Source organism: Vreelandella venusta (genome assembly GCF_007989605.1).
GTDB classification, from domain to species: Bacteria; Pseudomonadota; Gammaproteobacteria; order Pseudomonadales; family Halomonadaceae; genus Vreelandella; species Vreelandella venusta.
Window position 1 is genome coordinate 1 of record NZ_BJUL01000004.1, and the last position, 17,585, is coordinate 17,585.

The window sequence follows — 17,585 nt, forward strand, 5'->3', positions numbered from 1 at the left end:
GCTGCCGTCTTGGCAAGTAGTTTTTTGAGAAAATTATCAAAAACGTTAGCTAAGTGTCACACGAGCATAACGCTTCTTACCCGCCTGGATAACGTAGGCACTCCCCGTAGCCAGCATCGTGTCTTGGGCAACAACATTCCCATCGACTTTCACACTGCCGTTTTTCAACATGTCTTTGGCTTGCGCACTGTTCTTGGTCAGGCCAGAGCGATTGAGTACTGCTGCGATAGGCGCCTGCTCATTACCTTCGAAATCTACTGCTACTTCAGGCAGGTCTTCCGGTAACTCACCTTCCGCGAGTTGGTTACCCGCCGACTTGTGCGCATTAGCGGCCGCTTCATCGCCGTGGTAACGGGCAATCAGCTCACGGGCTAGCTCCATTTTCACGTCACGCGGGTTAGCCCCCGCCTCTACGCTCTGCTTAAGCGCATCGATCTCTTCGTTGGATTTCAAAGAGAGCAGCTCAAAGTAACGCCACATTAAGCTATCGGGCATAGAGACGAGCTTATTGAACATAGAGCCCGGCGCTTCATCGACACCAACATAGTTACCCAATGACTTGGACATTTTCTGCACGCCGTCCAGCCCTTCGAGCAGTGGCATGGTGATCACGACCTGAGGCTCTTGGCCGAAGTGCTTTTGAATTTCTCGGCCCATCAGCAGGTTAAATTTCTGATCGGTCCCGCCTAACTCAACATCCGCCTCAAGCGCGACTGAGTCGTAACCCTGGACAAGGGGGTAGAGAAACTCGTGGATCGCGATAGATTGGTTAGCTTTATAACGCTTTTCAAAATCATCACGCTCAAGCATCCGCGCGACCGTGCTTTGCGCTGCCAACTCAATCATTTTAGCGGCGCTTAATTCACCAAACCATTCGGCGTTAAAGCGCACCTCGGTCTTTTCGGGGTCGAGGATTTTAAACACCTGCTCTTTATAGGTTTCAGCGTTGGCTTTTACGTCGGCCTCGGTGAGCGGTTTACGAGTAACGTTTTTGCCAGTGGGGTCACCGATACGACCAGTGAAATCCCCGATCAAGAAAATAACGGTATGGCCGAGATCCTGGAACTGGCGCATTTTCGTCAGCAGCACACTATGCCCAAGGTGCAAATCAGGTGCTGTCGGATCAAACCCTGCTTTAATACGCAGCTTACGGCCAGACGCCAGCTTTTTCTTTAGCTCATCCTCTACCAGGATTTCATGCGTGCCTCGCGACAGTAGCGCTAACGCCTGATCCACCTCACTCATTGCCTCTCTCCATGTAATATGTGCCATATATAGGCGTCAGATATTGAATAACCGGCGATGTTACCATGCCCTATCGCCTTGGTTGAGCCTTCACTACGTTTTGGATGAGCTGCTTTATGAAAACGCCCCACCCTACCTTACCGTCGTATTATGTTGGCTTAATGTCGGGCACCAGCCTGGACGGCATCGATGCGGCGTTGGTCGCTATAACGCCGCACTCGCCACCGGAGCTCATTGCTACGCATGCGTCGCCCATGCCTCAGTCGCTTCATAACCTACTGCTGAACTTGTGTCATGCCGAGCAAGTGAGCTTTGCTGAGCTGGCAGCGGCCGAAACCGAATTTTGCCAGCTACAGGCAAACGCCGTGAAAGCACTGCTGACTCAGCAACAGATCTCAGCAGCGCAAATTAGTGCTATTGGTAGCCATGGACAAACAATCGAGCATGCTCCCAGCGGCCACCACGGCGGCCCTGCCTATACACTGCAACTTGATAACCCCAGCCTGTTGGCCGAATTAACCGGCTGCACGGTGGTGGCTGATTTTCGCCGACGCGACTTAGCCGCTGGTGGTCAAGCCGCGCCGCTGGCACCAGCATTTCATCAAGCCCTGTTTGGTCGCCAGGCAAGCGAACAGCTTGTTTTAAATCTAGGGGGCTTTGCGAACCTGACATGGCTACCCAGCGATACCAGCATTCCCGCCATTGGCTTTGATACAGGGCCCGCTAATGTGTTGTTAGATGCCTGGTTCTCTAAGCATCACGACGGTCGCTTTGATCAAAATGGCACCTGGGCCTCTCACGGGCAAGTCGATCAAGCGCTATTAAAACGCCTGCTAAACGAGCCGTTTTTTCACCAGCCGCCGCCGCGCAGCACCGGACGCGAGCTCTTTCACTTGGCTTGGCTAGAAAACAAGCTAACGGGCAATGAAACGGCTTGCGATGTGCAAACCACGTTAGCGGAACTGACCGCAATAAGCGTTGCCCAGGGCATTCAGCAATTGTCTGCGACCCACAACAGCATGACGTTAATTGCATGCGGCGGCGGAGCACATAACAGTTATTTAATGGCAAGACTCGCGGCGCATTTGCCCCATGCGACCTTTAAGTCTCCCGCAGACTTGGGCTGGCCAGAAGACTGGATTGAAGCAGGCGCTTTTGCTTGGCTCGCCCACCAACGTTTACATGGTCTGCCCGGCAACTTACCTTCCGTCACCGGTGCTAGTGGTTCGAGAGTTCTGGGTGGCATTTACGCCTGCTGACTGACATCAGCGCCCCCCGTGGCAGCTAGATTAAGTCAACGGTTAGTACCAGTAACACGTATCATAGGTGGATGCTTGGCAAAAAAGTGACGATCAGATGCGTTCTGCTTTGCCGAGAATGCCAGCAGTTCGGTAATATCCATTTCTCTTTTCCCAGCAGCGGTAAGGTGCTTGAGTATGACAGACATCGCGCTTCCCGAGTCACTCGCCCAGGCCAGCGAACGCCTGAGTAACGCATTAAAAAAGGCTGAACGCCCACTCGATAGCGCAACGCTGCTAGCCGTTAGTAAAACAAAACCCGCTTCCATGATTCGCCAAGCCTGGCAGCATGGGCAGCGTGAATTCGGCGAAAACTACCTGCAAGAAGCACTGGAAAAACAAGTCGAACTGGCCGACCTAGACGGTATTGTGTGGCATTTTATTGGCCCACTACAGTCCAACAAAACCCGCGCAGTGGCAGAAAGCTTCGCTTGGGTACATAGCGTTGACCGCTTAAAAATAGCCAGACGGCTTAGCGAACAGCGCCCGGAACACTTACCGCCACTCAACATTTGTTTGCAGGTCAATATTAGCCACGAAGCTTCGAAGTCGGGCGTCATGCCCGATGAGGTAATGGCACTAGCGAAAGAAGTGGCCGCTCTGCCGCGTCTAAGTCTACGTGGGCTCATGGCGATTCCGGCCCCGGCTAACAACCTTGCAGAACAGCGGGCACCGTTTGCGGCCTTGCGACAACTTTTGGAAACCCTTCAGACAGCGCTTCCGGATGCCCCTCTGGATACGCTATCGATGGGGATGAGCGACGATTTAGAAGCCGCTGTTTTAGAGGGCGCAACGCTGGTACGTTTAGGAACGGCGATTTTTGGCGCACGCACCACTCAACACGCGGCTCAGTAGCACTGCTAATCGAAGAGCGTAAAGACGACTGACCTCCATGCTGCCCAATGCAGCTTTTTTACCCAATAAGGATACCCACATGGCGAGCAAGATTACCTTCATTGGCGCAGGCAATATGGCCAGCGCCATTATCGGCGGCCTCATCGATAGTGGTGTGTCTCCTAGCGACATCACTGCCACCGCACCTAATGAAAGCGAGTTAACGCCTTTAGCAGCGCGCTTAGGAATTAACACAAACACCGATAATAACGCCGCCGTAGAAGACGCCGACGTGGTCGTACTGGCCGTAAAGCCCCAGATTATGCGCAGCGTATGTGAAGCGATGCGGGATAACGTACAACAGCAATCACCGCTGATCATTTCTATTGCAGCAGGTCTGGACGCAGCCACCATTGACCAATGGCTAGGCGGTAATAATGCGCTGGTTCGTTGCATGCCCAACACGCCTGCATTGGTCGGCATCGGTGCCAGCGGCTTATATGCCAATAGCGCGGTGAGTGAGGAGCAACGCACGCTAGCAACGCAGCTTATGGAAGCGGTTGGCATTGTGGAGTGGGTTGCAGAAGAGAGCCTGCTTGATGCGGTAACCGCGGTATCAGGCAGCGCGCCAGCTTACTTCTTTCTGATGTTTGAGGCGATGGAAGAGGCCGCTGTCAAACTTGGCTTGCCTGCCGCCACAGCGCGACGCTTGGCTATTCAAACAGCGCTAGGCGCCGCCACTATGGCCCAGCGCAGTGACAAAGACCCGGCCACACTTAAACAAAATGTTATGTCGCCAGGCGGCACGACAGAACGTGCTATTCAGCATATGGAAGATGCGCAACTACGCGCCACTATCGCCGACGCCATGCAGGCCTGTGCCCAGCGCGCAGAAGCAATGTCCAAGGAACTTAGCGCTAACTAAATACACAACTTTGCAACGGAGAGGCCGCAATGGGTAGTCAAGTGGGCAGTGCCGGGTTAATGCTCGTTAACTCGTTAATCAATATTTATTTATTCTTACTGATGTTGCGCTTTTTGCTGCAAGCATCGCGGGCGGATTATTACAACCCGCTTAGCCAATCAGTGGTTAAAATCACCCAGCCTGTTGTCGGGCTATTTCAGGGCTTCTTAGGCCCCGTCGCTGGGCGCTTTGACCTTGCCACGTTGGCCGCGGGTTTTGTGTTGAAAGTGGTTAGCATGGTGGCCATTTTCATGGTGATTGGCGTTGGTATGCCGCCCATCCCAGGACTACTGATTGCTGGCATTGCGGCACTGGCTAACGCCATATTAAAGATCTATTTCTTTGCCATGATTGTGATGATTATCCTGAGCTGGGTCGCCCCTAATGCTAGCCACCCAGGCGCGCTGTTGGTGATGCAGCTAGTCGAGCCCATTATGGCTCCTGTTCGGAAAGTCATTCCGCCGCTGGGCATGATCGATTTATCACCCATCGTGGTGTTTATTGCGATTAATTTGGTGGATGGCTTAGTAGTGGGGTCCTTGATTCGCGCTGCGGGTATCTCTGGCGCACTGGTTGGGCTGTAACTGCGCAATATTCCCCAGGGCCTCTTTTTAGCAGGATTTATTTTTTGCAGGACTAGCGCTTTCGATGCCTGATTCAGACACTCTCACTTTCGTTGACCGGCCGGCGGACTCCGTTGGCCTTGTCACCCCTAATGTAGCGAAATTTGACACGCCACTCCCGCTTGCTTGTGGCAAGGTGCTGCCTGAGTACGAGCTTATCTACGAAACCTACGGCACGCTAAATGCTGAGCGTAGTAATGCTGTGCTAATCTGCCATGCGCTATCAGGACACCACCATGCAGCGGGCTATCACGGCGACGAAGACCGTAAACCTGGCTGGTGGGATGCTCATATCGGCCCTGGAAAATCTATCGATACCAACCGTTTTTTTGTGGTATCGCTAAACAATCTGGGCGGCTGCCATGGCAGCACAGGCCCTGTTAGCCACAACCCTGAAACCGGCCGCCAGTGGGGCCCTGATTTCCCCATGGTCACTGTCAGTGACTGGGTAGCCAGCCAAGCGCGCCTGGCCGACCAACTAGGCATTGAGCGTTGGGCTGCAGCAGTGGGCGGAAGCCTGGGTGGTATGCAGGTGCTTCAGTGGACAATGACTTACCCTGAACGTGTCGCCAATGCGGTAGTGATTGCTGCCACCCCTCGGCTTTCCGCCCAGAATATTGCCTTTAACGAAGTGGCTCGCCAGGCGATCCGTTCTGACCCTGAGTTTTTCGGCGGCTGGTATGCAGAGCACGATACGGTCCCCAAACGGGGCTTGAAATTGGCACGCATGGTGGGCCATATCACCTACCTCTCCGAAGATGCAATGGGCAGTAAATTTGGCCGCGACCTGCGCAGCAACGATTTGAACTTTGGGTTTGATGTCGAGTTCCAGGTTGAGTCTTATCTACGCTATCAGGGCGATACATTCTCCACCGCCTTTGACGCTAACACTTACCTGTTAATGACCAAGGCTCTTGACTACTTCGATCCAGCAGCCACTCAAGCAGGCGACCTAGCCAGCGCTCTAGCACCAGCCAAGTGCCCTTTTCTGGTCGTTAGTTTTACGACTGACTGGCGTTTCCCACCTTCTCGCTCTCGAGAACTCGTCGACGCACTCATCCGCGCAGGCAAATCGGTTAGCTATGCCAATATTGACTCTCCTCACGGGCATGATGCCTTCTTACTGCCCGAGCCACGTTACCACGCTCTGTTCAGCGCATTTATGACGCGCATCGCCCGAGAGCTGAATATCGAAGAAACAGCCAGGGAGGAGACCCTGTAATGCGTGCGGACCTTGAACTGATTTACGACTGGGTGCCCCAGGGGGCTCACGTGCTGGATTTAGCCTGCGGTGATGGTGCTCTACTTGAGCGCCTAGCACAGGAGAAAAATGTTACCGGCTATGGTTTAGAGATCGACCCCGACGGGATTACCCAGTGCGTTTTCAGGGGCGTGAACGTTATTGAGCACAACCTGGATGATGGCTTGGGTAGTTTCAGCGACAACAGCTATGATCAAGTCATTATGACTCAAGCGCTTCAGGCACTACGCCGTCCGGATAAAATGCTTGATGAAATGTTACGCGTCGCCGAGGAAGGCATTATCACTTTTCCTAACTTTGCTTATTGGCGGCACCGAATTCATCTTGGCCTACGTGGCTATATGCCGGTCTCTAAATCGCTACCTCATGCCTGGTATGACACACCCAACATCCACCTTTCGACCTTTAACGACTTCGAGCACCTGTGTCGTGAAAAAGGGTTGGTGATTGTTGATCGCGCGGTAGGGGTTGGCGACCACAAAGGACACTGGACATCAAAGTGGTGGCCCAACTTATTCGGTGAAATTGCTATTTTCAGAGTGCGCCGTCGCTAATTTATTTTACGTTAACTCGCCATATCGCCCCATAAGAGGAGACCTACCATGGTTTATCGAGCGTTACGCAGAACGACCCTGCTTACTACGCTGCTTTGCTCACTGCTCCTCGCCACACAAGCGGTAGCTGAGCAGCTGGTACGGATAGGCGACTATGAGATCCATTACAGTGCCGTGGCCACCAGCTTCCTCACCCCAGAAGTTGCCCAAGCGCACGGCATTCAGCGCAGCGCAGGTCACGGACTGGTTAATGTGAGCGTACGCGAACGCCAAGAGGACGGCAGTACCCGTGCTGTTAACGCCAGCGTACAAGGCCACGTAACGGGGCTCACCGATGCACAAGAAACGCTAAACTTCCGCACTATGCACGATGGTGATGCCACTTATCACTTGGCCACCTTTGCCTTGCGCCACGACGAGCCCACACGTTTTAACTTGGACGTTCGCTACGACCGCAATGCCAGTCCGGAGCGGGTCAGCTTTATTCAGCGTTTTTATATCGAACGTTAAATTCGCACCGGTAGCGGTCGTGTTAATCGCACCGCTACCGGCGCTCCTGCCTGCCAATCTAGCGTAATACCGTAAGCTAACACCTCAACCCCAGCCTCTACCGCTGCGGCTAACGCCGCCGCATAGGTAGGATCGATATGGGCCGCCGGGGCTACATCGTGAATACCTTCATGGGCGACACAAAACAACAGCACGGCCCTTTCGCCCTGTTCGACAAGCGTGGTTAAGGTATGCAAATGCTTGGTGCCCCTCGTGCTGACCGAATCAGGAAAGTAACCATGCCCATCGGCTTCTTTAAGGGTGACCTGCTTAACTTCAACAAAAACGTCGCCCTTATCAGGATCACTCAACCGAAAATCGAGCCTTGCGTCACTGACTTTCGCTTCCCGTTTGAGTGTTTGATAACCTGCCAATGGACCAATATCACCGGCTAAAATGGCCTCCTCCACGATGCGGTTGGCACGGCCAGTGTGGACAGAAGCCAGCGCGCAGGCACCATCTGGCTCCGGCAACTCAATCCATTCCCACGTCCAGGCCAGCTTGCGCTTGGGATTATCACTCCGTGACAGCCATACGCGACAACCGGGCACATTCACCGCCTTCATCGAGCCCGTGTTGGGGCAATGGGCGACGACTTCCTCGCCACTCTCCAACCTTACATCGGCTAAAAAGCGTTTATAACGACGCAGCAACACCCCAGGCACCAACTCAGCATAGGTCGTCATAGACGACCCACGAAACGGCCAATGCGTTCTACAGCCTCCTGTAACCGTTCAACGCTGTTAGTAAAGGCGATGCGTACATGGTGTTCGCCACCCTCCAGCGCAAAATCAATGCCCGGAGTAATTGCTACGTTCTCCTCGACCAGCAACTGCTCACAGAATGCCTGGCTATCTCGGCTGTAATGGGAAATATCCAACCATAGATAAAACGCCCCTTGAGGTGGCAAGTCTGGGGCAAGCCCCAACTGCGCTAGCCCGTCCAGCAACACTTGGCGCCGCTGTTTGAGCGTCGACCTACGCGCTTCCAAAATGTCGCGACACTCTGGAGTGAAGGCGGCCAACGCCGCATGCTGGGAAGGGGTCGGCGCGGCAAGGAAAACATTTTGCGCCAGCCTAGTAAGCGGCTCGACGGCGTGTTCAGGCGCCACCAACCAGCCCAAGCGCCAGCCTGTCATACCGAAATATTTAGAGAAGCTATTGACCACGAAGGCCTGGTCGGAAAGCGATGTCGCCGATAGCGGTGCATCGTCATAATTCAAGCCTTGGTAGATCTCATCGACAATCACGTCACCGCCTTTCGCAGCTACGGTGTTGATGACTGCAGTTAGCGCCTCAGCGCCTAACGTATGTCCTGTAGGGTTAGACGGGGAAGCTAGCATGGCTAAACTCGTTTTAGCTTGCCAGTGTTGCTCAATCAGCGGTGCCGTTAACTGCCAGCCGCTTTGACGACCCACGGGAATGGCATCAATTTCTGCGCCAGCTAGGGCCATAAAGTGACGGTTACACGGATAATTGGGATCGGCCATCAAAACACGGTCACCTGTTTCGACCAGTAATTGGCTAGCCAGCAACAGTGCTCCAGAGGCTCCTGGAGTTACCAAAATACGTGAAGGGTCAACGGTGGCATTAAAATGCTCAGCGTAATTTCTGGAAATGGCTTCCCGCAGCGATGCCAGGCCTGCCGCAGGTGTATAGCGCGTTTTGCCTGTCGCCAGCGCTTGCTGGCCTGCTGCTACAATCGGTGCCGGCGTCGCGAAATCAGGTTCACCGACTTCTAGGTGAATCACATCGTGGCCGTCGGCCTCTCGAGCCTGGGCCATTTCCAATAGATGCATCACGCGAAAAGGTGCAACGTGATTTACACGTGAATTCCAAGCCATAACGGTTCCTTCACTAAATGGTTGAGAAATCATGACGCAGGTCGTTGAAGAGGCAAGACCATGGTCGAAAATGCGCTATTATGCTTGCATAGCGCGCATTTTTCAGCTAAACAAGCATCCCTTTGGCGTGAGATCGTGACATACACTCATGGTCGATCAGCAGTCACATACGTAAGGGGCACTCCCATGCCAGTAGCGGAAAAGAAACCGGAAGCGTCCAAGTCCTTCACCCCGTATGAGCCAGCACCGGGCGAAGAGTATATGAACGAGAAGCAGCTCGCGCACTTCCGCCAGCTCCTTCTAGACTGGAAACAAGATCTCATGGAAGAGGTGGATCGTACCGTACGCCACCTGCAGGAAGACGCTAATAACTACGCTGACCCCGCTGACCGCGCTACTCAAGAAGAGGGCTTCAGCTTGGAACTGCGCACTCGGGATCGCGAACGCAAGTTGCTGAAAAAGATCAACGAAACCATCGAGAAAATCGATGAAGACGACTACGGCTTCTGTGAAGCCTGCGGCGTTGAAATCGGCATTCGTCGCCTTGAAGCCCGCCCCACGGCAACGCTGTGCGTAGACTGTAAAACGCTGGCAGAGCTTAAAGAGAAACAGCTCGGTGGCTAACCATCCGCGCGAATACGCTATAAGCTGCTAGTTTGTTACAAGCTAAAGCGTCCAACGGGCACCCTTGAGGTGCCCGTTTTTGTTTGTCATCTTGTCGTTATCACTGGCGCTATTTGGACAATTGATTCGGGCTGTCATGACCCATACCACGCATTACCGGGGACGTTTCGCCCCCACACCGTCAGGGCCACTGCATCTTGGCTCGCTAGTGGCCGCCCTAGGCAGCTACTTAGACGCCCGCGCTGCTGGCGGGCAGTGGCTGGTACGCATTGAAGATATCGACCCGCCCCGCTGCCCTGAAGGCGCAGCTGATACAATTCTGCGTCAGCTTGACGCCTTCGGGCTTCATTGGGATGAAACGGTGCGCTGGCAGCATCACCGCCATGCGGCTTATCAGCAGGCGCTCGATCAACTAGCAGACCAAGGCTTGGCGTATCCGTGTAGCTGTTCGAGAAAGCAGTGGCAAGCGTTTTCAATCTATCCCGGCTGGTGCCGCGAAAGCGTTCGTGATACTACAAAGCCGGTTGCCTGGCGGCTGCGCAGCGACCTAGCAAAGCGCCCTATTACTTGGCAAGATCGGCTTTTTGGTTTCCAACAGTTCGACCCTAACGTTTTGGGCGATGTTGTGCTTAAACGCAAAGATCAGCTTTGGGCTTATCAGCTTGCCGTCGTAGTCGATGATGCGGATCAAGGCATTACCGATATTGTGCGCGGTTACGACCTGCTGGACAACACGCCCTGGCAAGGCCAATTGCAGCAAGCGCTAGGCTTATCAACTCCCCGCTATCTGCATTTACCGCTCGTCGTTACTCAAGATGGTCAAAAGCTCTCTAAGCAAAACCTGGCCCCTGCACTAGCCGAAAACGCCGACGGCATTCGCCAACAGCTGTTTCAGGCACTGCAGTTACTCGATCAGGCCCCACCACGCACACTGGTTCAAGAGCCACCTGAAACGCAACTAAACTGGGCAATAGCACATTGGTCTGTTGAAAAGCTTGTCGCTACCACCCACCGCCGCTATCAATCAGAGTTTTAATATGTACGTTTATCGCATACTGCTGTTCTTGGTGTTTGGCGGCTATTTGCTTTCGCCGTTACTAATGGACGGCTGGGGAGATCCAAGCGTTGCCTGGTATCGCCCATTTGCTATTTGGGGCGGTCTGATCGCGCTAACGCTATGGCTTGAGCAAAAAAGGAAGTTAGATGAGCGTTGAGCTTTTTGGAGTAGTGCTGCTGGGCTTAGGCTATCTTGCCTTACTGTTTGCCTGCGGCATGGCCGTAGAGCGGGGCTGGGTACCAGTGCGCATTACGCGCCACCCGATTGTGTATACCCTGGCGCTAGGCGTATACGCCAGCGCCTGGGCAATTTATGGCAGCGTGGAACTTGCGGCGCAAGCAGGCTTTGGCTACTTGGCATATTACCTCGGTGCAGCCGGGGCCTTTCTGCTGGCTCCCGTACTGCTTGTGCCCATACAACGCATTACCCGCACCTACCAGCTCTCTTCACTGGCGGATCTATTTGCGTTTCGCTATCGGTCCCGTTGGGCGGGTACCCTGGTAACACTGATCAGCCTGCTAGCCGTGATGCCACTGCTGGGTATCCAGGTGCAAACCTTAAGCGATGCCGTCTACCTGCTCACTGGCAGCCGCTATAGCGCAGCGGCTACCCTACTATTTTGTGGAGTGATCGCAGGCTGCGCGGTATTGTTTGGCGCACGCCACAGCCACCGACATCGTCACGATACGCTACTCAGCGTGATTGCTTTTGAATCGATCATTAAGCTACTGGCGATGCTTGGGCTAGGAGCCATTGCACTGTGGTGGGTATTTGATGGGGCTCACGGCTTACAGCAGTGGCTAGAAGGGCCAGGAGCCGCGGCCCAAGCCGCAACACCACAACTTGAAGCCCCCCAATGGCGCACCCTGCTACTGCTGTTCTTTGCGGCCGCTTTTATGATGCCGCACCTGTTTCAGATTACCTTCGCCGAAAGTCTTTCCCGCCATACCCTGCTTCAAGCCAGTTGGACATTACCGCTATTTTTGCTGCTGATGGCACTTCCAGTGCCTTTAATCTGGTGGGCGGCACAATCAACAAACGAGACGGTTCCCGTCGCTGCCTATGCCGCCTTCTTGATGTCAGAACACTGGTGGGTAGGCGCGCTAGCTTTTATCGGCGGCCTTGCCGCCGCCAGCGGTACGATGATGATGATTGCACTGGCTCTATCAGGCATGGTGCTAAACCACGTAGTGCTAGTAGCTCGCCCGCCCGAGGCGCGTAGCGATTTATACGGCTGGCTGCTCTGGCTACGCCGCGGCTTAGTGGTCGCTGCGATTGCCGGCGGGTGGCTATTTGCTGAAAGCGTTGGTCGCTACCATTCGCTAACAAACTTAGGGCTCGCTGCATTTGTAGGCATGGCACAGTGCCTGCCTGGCATGCTGGCGCTGTTGTACTGGCCCGGCGCGAACCGTAAGGGCATGATCGCCGGGCTAATGAGCGGCATTATTATTTGGCTGTGGGGCCTATGGTTGCCGCTTTTGCTTGATCTCCCTATGCTCTCGCTGCCTTTCATCCCCTTGATGTCTGCCGATGCCCCCATTTGGTATAACGTTACGCTTGTTTCCTTAGCGGTTAATATTCTACTGCTGCTTATTGTGTCGCTATTTACCCGCATCTCAGAAGGAGAACGCTCGGCGGCCGAAGCATGCTCCGTAGATGCGGTCATTCGTTCAAAACGTTTACCACTGGAAGCCGCTACGGCGGGAGACTTTCCCACTTATCTTGCCCAAGCGTTGGGCGATGAAGCTGCCAGCCGTGAAGTTGACCGCGCACTGGCAGCGCTAAACCTGACGCCTCAGGAGCGCCGCCCCTATGCACTGCGCCGCCTGCGCGACCGAATCCAGGCTAACCTATCCGGTTTAATGGGGCCTTCCGTTGCGCGAGATATTGTTGACCGTTACCTGCCCTACCGCCACGACGACGCACCGGTTACTGACGATATTCATTTTGTTGAAAGCCGCCTTGAAGCTTACCGCTCTAGGCTCACTGGCCTGGCTCGGGAACTGGATGGCTTGCGCCGCCATCATCGACAAACGCTAGCCTACTTGCCGGTAGGCTTGTGCGTGTTAGGCGATGATGATGAGCTGTTAATGTGGAATGAGGCGCTTTCATCACTGTCCGGGATTAGCGGTGATAGCGTGATTGGCTCACGCCGCGATAGCCTGCCCCCACCCTGGCCCAATTTGCTCGGTAGCGTACTCAACGCCAGCCATACACCGCTGTATAAACAAGCAGTCTCGCTCCATGGCAAGGATTACTTCCTCACCCTTCACAAAGCGGTGTTAAGCGGACACGACAGCCGTGGCGGCAGCGTGATTTTGGTAGAAGACCATACTGAAATGAAGTGGCTAGAAGAAGAGCTTGTCCACGCTGCACGCTTGGCATCCATAGGGCAACTTGCAGCAGGCGTGGCACATGAAATAGGCAACCCTATCACGGGCATTTCATCACTGGCTCAAAACTTGCGCTACGACACCGATGATCCTGCGCTACTGGAAACAGCTGATCAAATTCAACAGTTAACCCAGCGAGTCACCAAGATTGTTAACTCGCTGGTCGGTTTTGCTCACGGCGGCCGTCAGACTCTGCCACTGCCGACATCTCCTGCTTCGCTCTTTAGCGTTAGCGAAGACGCGTTGCACTTGATTCATTTAGTGCGCTCGGGGGAGGATGTAAGCTTTACCAATGACTGTCCGGATGACATCGTAGTGCGTGGCGATGCTCAGCGATTAACCCAGGTCATGGTCAACTTACTGAGCAATGCCAAAGATGCTTGCGACGCTCAGGGCACGGTTCATATTGAAGCGGGCAAACAGGCAAGCCATGCTTGGTGGCGAGTCACCGATGATGGCCACGGCATTGACCCAAGCGTGAAACATCGCCTTTTCGAGCCGTTCACCACGACCAAGCCTGCGGGCCAAGGCACTGGACTCGGGCTCTCGCTGGCCTACCAAATTATCAATGAGCACCAAGGCAAAATAGAGGTTGCGTCACCGCCTCCAGGAAAGCCTCGCGGCACTGCCATCACGCTTTGGCTACCGCTTTACCAACAGGATGATCACCTACCTCATGCCCAGGATACTGATTGTTGAAGATGAAGCGATTATTCGCAGCGCTTTAAAGCGTTTACTCGAACGTCATAGCTATACCGTCAGCGAAGCGGGCAGCGCAGAAGAAGCACGCGATCTGGCTCCTAGCGAGTTTGATCTAGTGATTAGTGATCTGCGACTGCCAGGTGACCCTGGTACCGCCCTCATTGAGGCCGCAGCACCTGCGCCGGTATTAATAATGACCAGCTATGCGAGCATGCGTTCAGCAGTTGACGCGCTAAAACAAGGGGCTGTGGACTATGTTGCTAAACCATTTGATCACACCGAGCTTTTAGAAACCGTCGAACGCATTCTGCATAAACAGTCGATGCAGCAAGGCACGCCTCCAGATATCACCGATGAAGGTGGTAGTCGCCAAACCATGATCGGCAATTGCACGGCCATGCAGCAGGTTTATACGCGTATCCGTAAGACAGCCCCAGCAGACGTTACCGTGCTGATTCAAGGAGAATCTGGTACAGGCAAAGAGCTCGTTGCTCGGGCCATTCATCAACAAAGCAAACGCGCTAATGCATCGCTAATTTGTGTGAACTGCGCGGCAATACCGGAGACGCTGATCGAGTCAGAGCTTTTTGGACATGAGAAAGGTGCATTTACCGGCGCTAGCGCTTCCCGAACTGGGTTAGTGGAAGCCGCCGACGGTGGCACCCTATTCCTGGATGAAATCGGCGAGTTGCCGCTGGATGCCCAAGCGCGACTGTTACGCGTGCTGCAGGAAGGTGAAATCCGCAAGATTGGTTCCGTCGAAACACGCCATGTGGACGTTCGCCTGATCGCCGCCACCCATAGGGACTTGCGCGCTCTGTCAAAAAGCGGCGAATTCCGACTAGATCTCTACTACCGTCTCAACGTTATGCAGATTGAACTGCCACCGCTGCGTGACCGTGAAGAAGACGTATTGAAAATAGCCGATATCCTGTTAGACAAAGCCTGCCAACGCCATGATCGCCAAGGGCTTCGTTTATCACGGGCTTCCCGTCAGGTGCTACGCGACTACCCTTGGCCTGGTAACGTACGCGAGCTCGAAAATGCCCTGGAGAGGGGCGTAATTCTCGCGGAGGGGCATTTAATTCACCCTGACGACCTAGGCCTTGGCCCTGTTACCAACCGCCCTATTTCATCTTCAGGCAACAGCTCCTCATTAACCAATGACTCCTCAGCGCCGAGTGGGGATGACGATGACCTCTCCCTTGAGGACTATTTTCAGCATTTTGTGCTGGAACATCAGGATCAAATGAGTGAAACCGAGTTAGCCCAAAAACTGGGAATTAGCCGTAAAAATTTATGGGAGCGGCGCCAGCGCTTAGGCATTCCACGTAAAAAAACCGCACGCCGCCCCAATTAGGCGCGGCAGTACTTATACTCAACCACTCATATACCCTCTCTAAGACTAACGTCTAATAGATTGATTTCCATAAGAAATATCCAAAATCCACCCACCCGTTACTGTTACCTTCCCACACAACACGCTCTCAAAATCTCTTAAAAACGGGTAACACTATGCGCTGCGATTAGTTCCCTGGCATAGCCAATAAATTACAAGCTACTGAAAATAAAAGAATAAAAAATGGGTGGCACAGCAAGTGCAATATTACTGGGCAAGAAGAACAAAATGGGCAGCGCGGACGTCGCTAACAAAAACAAAATGACACCGCCCCGACCTGAGCCAAAACAAAAACAACAGGGCCAGGCAGAGATCACAGTACTAACAAGAACAACAGGCTTGAGTCTCACGACTTGCTAGCGCTAAGCAGAATAGGCGCAGCGAACAATAACAACAGTTAGCAAGTGCCCAAAAAAGGACGCGACGTACACAAAGAATCTGCTTCCAAATAAAAACAATAGCAGCATGTGTGTACACCCCGGAAACAATAACAACACGCCGGGAGAAAAAGTTCGCAGTTGGATTATTGTTTTGAATACGAGGCGGTCGGAATCAGACTGGTTCTCACGCCTACCGACTGCGGTGCGTATTCAGAGCGATGTGCCATCATGAAGAAAAACAGCAGCATGGACGCTGATTGTCTGCTTTACAGGGGAGGCTTTTATAGCCTCCCCTTTCCGCGTTTAAGGGCAGTCATCTTTTACAAACCCTGCTCGAGTGCTTTGCAAGCCTCAAGGGGTCGGCTACACTCAGCAACTTACCGCTAACCTTGCGGTCATTTTATCGCTACGTTCTCGATACCGTTTTCGATAATACTGTTTTCGATACCCTGCGAGTCGATATCGCCGCATGTTTAAAGGATTTACCCGTTTATTACATAGCCCGGGAGAGCACTTGAAATCCCTGCTCGATTCCCCAGAGAGCGCCGCAGACGCGCTCAGTCCCCGTATTATTCCACGCTCCGAGCACCCTGTTTCTCGTCAGCAAATCAGTGAGGCTGCGTTAAAGGTACTCTATCGCCTCAATGGCGCAGGTTTTGATGCCTATCTGGTTGGCGGCTGCATTCGTGATGCATTGCTAGGCAAGGTGCCGAAAGATTTCGACGTTGCCACGAATGCAACGCCGGAGCAGGTGCGCGATCTGTTTCGCAACTCGCGGCTAATTGGTCGGCGTTTTCGCATTGTGCATGTGCGCTTTGGCCGCGAAGTCATTGAAGTTACCACTTTCCGCGGCAAGCCTCAGGACGAGCACGGCGACCATATTGCCCAGCAGTCTGACGATGGCTTGCTATTGCGAGATAATGTGTGGGGCAACATCGAAGAAGATGCTCTACGGCGCGACTTCACCGTGAATGCGCTTTACTACAATATTGCTGACTTCACGATTCATGACTTTGCCGATGGCGCACGTGATATTGAGTCGCGTACGCTGCGACTGATTGGCGACCCCGCTACCCGCTATAGGGAAGACCCCGTGCGCATGCTGCGGGCGGTGCGCTTTGCGGCCAAGCTTGATTTCACCATCGAGCCAGCCACTGAAGAGCCGATGTACGATCTGGCGCCGCTGCTGCTGCAAATCCCTCCCGCCCGTTTATTTGATGAAGTCCTCAAGCTATTCATGTCGGGGCATGGCTTAATTACTTTCCGCTTACTGAGCCATTACAACTTGTTTGGCATGCTATTCCCCGAAGCGGAAGAAGCGATGGCGGATGCCGCCTGGGCCGAAGAGCTAATTGAGCAAGCGCTCACTAACACCGATAAGCGCATTGCAGAAGGTCGACCAGTCACGCCAGCTTTCCTGTTAGCCGCCTTTTTGTGGGCGCCCGTAGCACATCGCCAAGCCGAGCTTGAGCGTGAGGGCATGCCCGCAATTCCAGCGCTGCAAACTGCCGCACAGCAGGTAGTCACTCGTCAGTTACAGCATATTTCGATCCCCAAGCGCTTTGGCATGCCCATGCGCGATATTTGGGAGCTACAGGCGCGCCTTCCCCTACGCCGCGGCAAGCGGGCATTTCAAACTCGCGAACATCCACGTTTCCGAGCCGCCTACGATTTGCTGCTGTTGCGTGAACAAGCAGGTGAAATACCGCGTGGCTTAGGCGATTGGTGGAGTGCCTTCCAGCAAGGTGATGAACACGAGCAGCTTCGGCTGTTACAGAAAGTGGGAAGTGATCCGGCAAGCCAAGGGGATCGGCGACGTAAAAAACGGCGCAAACCGCGTAAAACAGAGCAGTGAGAAC

General features: G+C 53.8%; 16 protein-coding genes and 1 pseudogene. 13 read left to right on the forward strand and 4 right to left on the reverse strand.

Annotated elements, in window-relative coordinates; all coding sequences use genetic code 11:
* Window positions 1-45: 45 nt before the first annotated feature.
* On the reverse strand, window positions 46-1,245 hold the full coding sequence (gene tyrS, locus HVE01_RS05305; RefSeq protein WP_125745201.1) for a tyrosine--tRNA ligase: 1,200 nt from the start codon (window positions 1,243-1,245) through the stop codon (window positions 46-48).
* A 116-nt stretch (window positions 1,246-1,361) separates the two neighbouring features.
* On the opposite strand from tyrS, the gene HVE01_RS05310 reads away from it, so the two are divergent.
* Entirely contained in the window at window positions 1,362-2,504 is a 1,143-nt protein-coding gene (locus HVE01_RS05310; protein ID WP_146942870.1) for an anhydro-N-acetylmuramic acid kinase, read from the forward strand.
* A gap of 38 nt (window positions 2,505-2,542) precedes the next feature.
* Here the strand turns inward: HVE01_RS05310 and HVE01_RS05315 are convergent.
* Window positions 2,543-2,647, reverse strand: a pseudogene (locus tag HVE01_RS05315) (twitching motility protein PilT); the annotation flags it as partial.
* 34 nt (window positions 2,648-2,681) lie between these two features.
* Here HVE01_RS05315 and HVE01_RS05320 point away from each other — a divergent pair.
* The 6 genes from HVE01_RS05320 to HVE01_RS05345 all read left to right on the forward strand — a co-directional run bounded on the left by HVE01_RS05320 (window position 2,682) and on the right by HVE01_RS05345 (window position 7,289).
* Complete coding sequence (locus tag HVE01_RS05320; protein ID WP_146942872.1) at window positions 2,682-3,398, forward strand: YggS family pyridoxal phosphate-dependent enzyme; 717 nt, start codon at window positions 2,682-2,684, stop codon at window positions 3,396-3,398.
* A gap of 79 nt (window positions 3,399-3,477) precedes the next feature.
* A complete protein-coding gene (gene proC / locus HVE01_RS05325) occupies window positions 3,478-4,302 on the forward strand; it encodes a pyrroline-5-carboxylate reductase (protein ID WP_146942874.1) in 825 nt (274 codons plus the stop codon).
* 29 nt (window positions 4,303-4,331) lie between these two features.
* The gene (locus tag HVE01_RS05330) at window positions 4,332-4,925 is read left to right on the forward strand and encodes a YggT family protein (RefSeq protein WP_125745193.1); all 594 of its coding nucleotides are present in this window, start codon (window positions 4,332-4,334) and stop codon (window positions 4,923-4,925) included.
* A gap of 64 nt (window positions 4,926-4,989) precedes the next feature.
* Window positions 4,990-6,186, forward strand: a complete 1,197-nt coding sequence (gene metX / locus HVE01_RS05335; RefSeq protein WP_125745191.1) for a homoserine O-succinyltransferase MetX — start codon at window positions 4,990-4,992, stop codon at window positions 6,184-6,186.
* Entirely contained in the window at window positions 6,186-6,779 is a 594-nt protein-coding gene (gene metW, locus HVE01_RS05340) for a methionine biosynthesis protein MetW (protein ID WP_125745189.1), read from the forward strand. Before metX ends, metW begins: the two co-directional genes overlap by 1 nt.
* A gap of 48 nt (window positions 6,780-6,827) precedes the next feature.
* Window positions 6,828-7,289: a DUF4426 domain-containing protein gene (locus HVE01_RS05345; protein ID WP_146942876.1), complete on the forward strand. Its 462-nt coding sequence runs from the start codon at window positions 6,828-6,830 to the stop codon at window positions 7,287-7,289.
* Here the strand turns inward: HVE01_RS05345 and sfsA are convergent.
* Both sfsA and HVE01_RS05355 read right to left on the reverse strand, forming a co-directional pair.
* Entirely contained in the window at window positions 7,286-8,014 is a 729-nt protein-coding gene (sfsA, locus tag HVE01_RS05350; protein ID WP_146942877.1) for a DNA/RNA nuclease SfsA, read from the reverse strand. The genes HVE01_RS05345 and sfsA overlap by 4 nt on opposite strands.
* Window positions 8,011-9,171, reverse strand: coding sequence for an aminotransferase class I/II-fold pyridoxal phosphate-dependent enzyme (locus tag HVE01_RS05355; RefSeq protein WP_146942879.1), 1,161 nt, complete (start codon window positions 9,169-9,171; stop codon window positions 8,011-8,013). The genes sfsA and HVE01_RS05355 overlap by 4 nt, the downstream gene beginning before the upstream one ends.
* A gap of 186 nt (window positions 9,172-9,357) precedes the next feature.
* On the opposite strand from HVE01_RS05355, the gene dksA reads away from it, so the two are divergent.
* From dksA to pcnB, 6 genes are all read left to right on the forward strand, one after another.
* A complete protein-coding gene (gene dksA, locus HVE01_RS05360) occupies window positions 9,358-9,795 on the forward strand; it encodes an RNA polymerase-binding protein DksA (RefSeq protein WP_009723720.1) in 438 nt (145 codons plus the stop codon).
* Window positions 9,796-9,931: 136 nt separating this feature from the next.
* Window positions 9,932-10,831, forward strand: a complete 900-nt coding sequence (gene gluQRS, locus HVE01_RS05365) for a tRNA glutamyl-Q(34) synthetase GluQRS (protein ID WP_146942881.1) — start codon at window positions 9,932-9,934, stop codon at window positions 10,829-10,831.
* Window position 10,832: 1 nt separating this feature from the next.
* Complete coding sequence (locus tag HVE01_RS19810; protein ID WP_009723722.1) at window positions 10,833-11,009, forward strand: hypothetical protein; 177 nt, start codon at window positions 10,833-10,835, stop codon at window positions 11,007-11,009.
* Window positions 10,999-13,944 carry an ATP-binding protein gene (locus HVE01_RS05370; protein WP_146942883.1) on the forward strand — a complete coding sequence of 982 codons (2,946 nt, stop codon included), beginning with the start codon at window positions 10,999-11,001 and terminating at the stop codon, window positions 13,942-13,944. The genes HVE01_RS19810 and HVE01_RS05370 overlap by 11 nt, the downstream gene beginning before the upstream one ends.
* Window positions 13,922-15,307, forward strand: a complete 1,386-nt coding sequence (locus HVE01_RS05375; protein ID WP_125745179.1) for a sigma-54-dependent transcriptional regulator — start codon at window positions 13,922-13,924, stop codon at window positions 15,305-15,307. Before HVE01_RS05370 ends, HVE01_RS05375 begins: the two co-directional genes overlap by 23 nt.
* 888 nt (window positions 15,308-16,195) lie before the next feature.
* Window positions 16,196-17,581: a polynucleotide adenylyltransferase PcnB gene (gene pcnB, locus HVE01_RS05380; protein ID WP_146942885.1), complete on the forward strand. Its 1,386-nt coding sequence runs from the start codon at window positions 16,196-16,198 to the stop codon at window positions 17,579-17,581.
* Window positions 17,582-17,585: the final 4 nt, after the last annotated feature.

Coding starts and splice junctions, on each gene's coding strand:
- tyrS (WP_125745201.1), bottom strand. CDS start 1,245: ATGAGTGAGGTGGATCAGGCGTTAGCGCTACTGTCGCGAGGCACGCAT.
- HVE01_RS05310 (WP_146942870.1), top strand. CDS start 1,362: ATGAAAACGCCCCACCCTACCTTACCGTCGTATTATGTTGGCTTAATG.
- HVE01_RS05320 (WP_146942872.1), top strand. CDS start 2,682: ATGACAGACATCGCGCTTCCCGAGTCACTCGCCCAGGCCAGCGAACGC.
- proC (WP_146942874.1), top strand. CDS start 3,478: ATGGCGAGCAAGATTACCTTCATTGGCGCAGGCAATATGGCCAGCGCC.
- HVE01_RS05330 (WP_125745193.1), top strand. CDS start 4,332: ATGGGTAGTCAAGTGGGCAGTGCCGGGTTAATGCTCGTTAACTCGTTA.
- metX (WP_125745191.1), top strand. CDS start 4,990: ATGCCTGATTCAGACACTCTCACTTTCGTTGACCGGCCGGCGGACTCC.
- metW (WP_125745189.1), top strand. CDS start 6,186: ATGCGTGCGGACCTTGAACTGATTTACGACTGGGTGCCCCAGGGGGCT.
- HVE01_RS05345 (WP_146942876.1), top strand. CDS start 6,828: ATGGTTTATCGAGCGTTACGCAGAACGACCCTGCTTACTACGCTGCTT.
- sfsA (WP_146942877.1), bottom strand. CDS start 8,014: ATGACGACCTATGCTGAGTTGGTGCCTGGGGTGTTGCTGCGTCGTTAT.
- HVE01_RS05355 (WP_146942879.1), bottom strand. CDS start 9,171: ATGGCTTGGAATTCACGTGTAAATCACGTTGCACCTTTTCGCGTGATG.
- dksA (WP_009723720.1), top strand. CDS start 9,358: ATGCCAGTAGCGGAAAAGAAACCGGAAGCGTCCAAGTCCTTCACCCCG.
- gluQRS (WP_146942881.1), top strand. CDS start 9,932: ATGACCCATACCACGCATTACCGGGGACGTTTCGCCCCCACACCGTCA.
- HVE01_RS19810 (WP_009723722.1), top strand. CDS start 10,833: ATGTACGTTTATCGCATACTGCTGTTCTTGGTGTTTGGCGGCTATTTG.
- HVE01_RS05370 (WP_146942883.1), top strand. CDS start 10,999: ATGAGCGTTGAGCTTTTTGGAGTAGTGCTGCTGGGCTTAGGCTATCTT.
- HVE01_RS05375 (WP_125745179.1), top strand. CDS start 13,922: ATGCCCAGGATACTGATTGTTGAAGATGAAGCGATTATTCGCAGCGCT.
- pcnB (WP_146942885.1), top strand. CDS start 16,196: ATGTTTAAAGGATTTACCCGTTTATTACATAGCCCGGGAGAGCACTTG.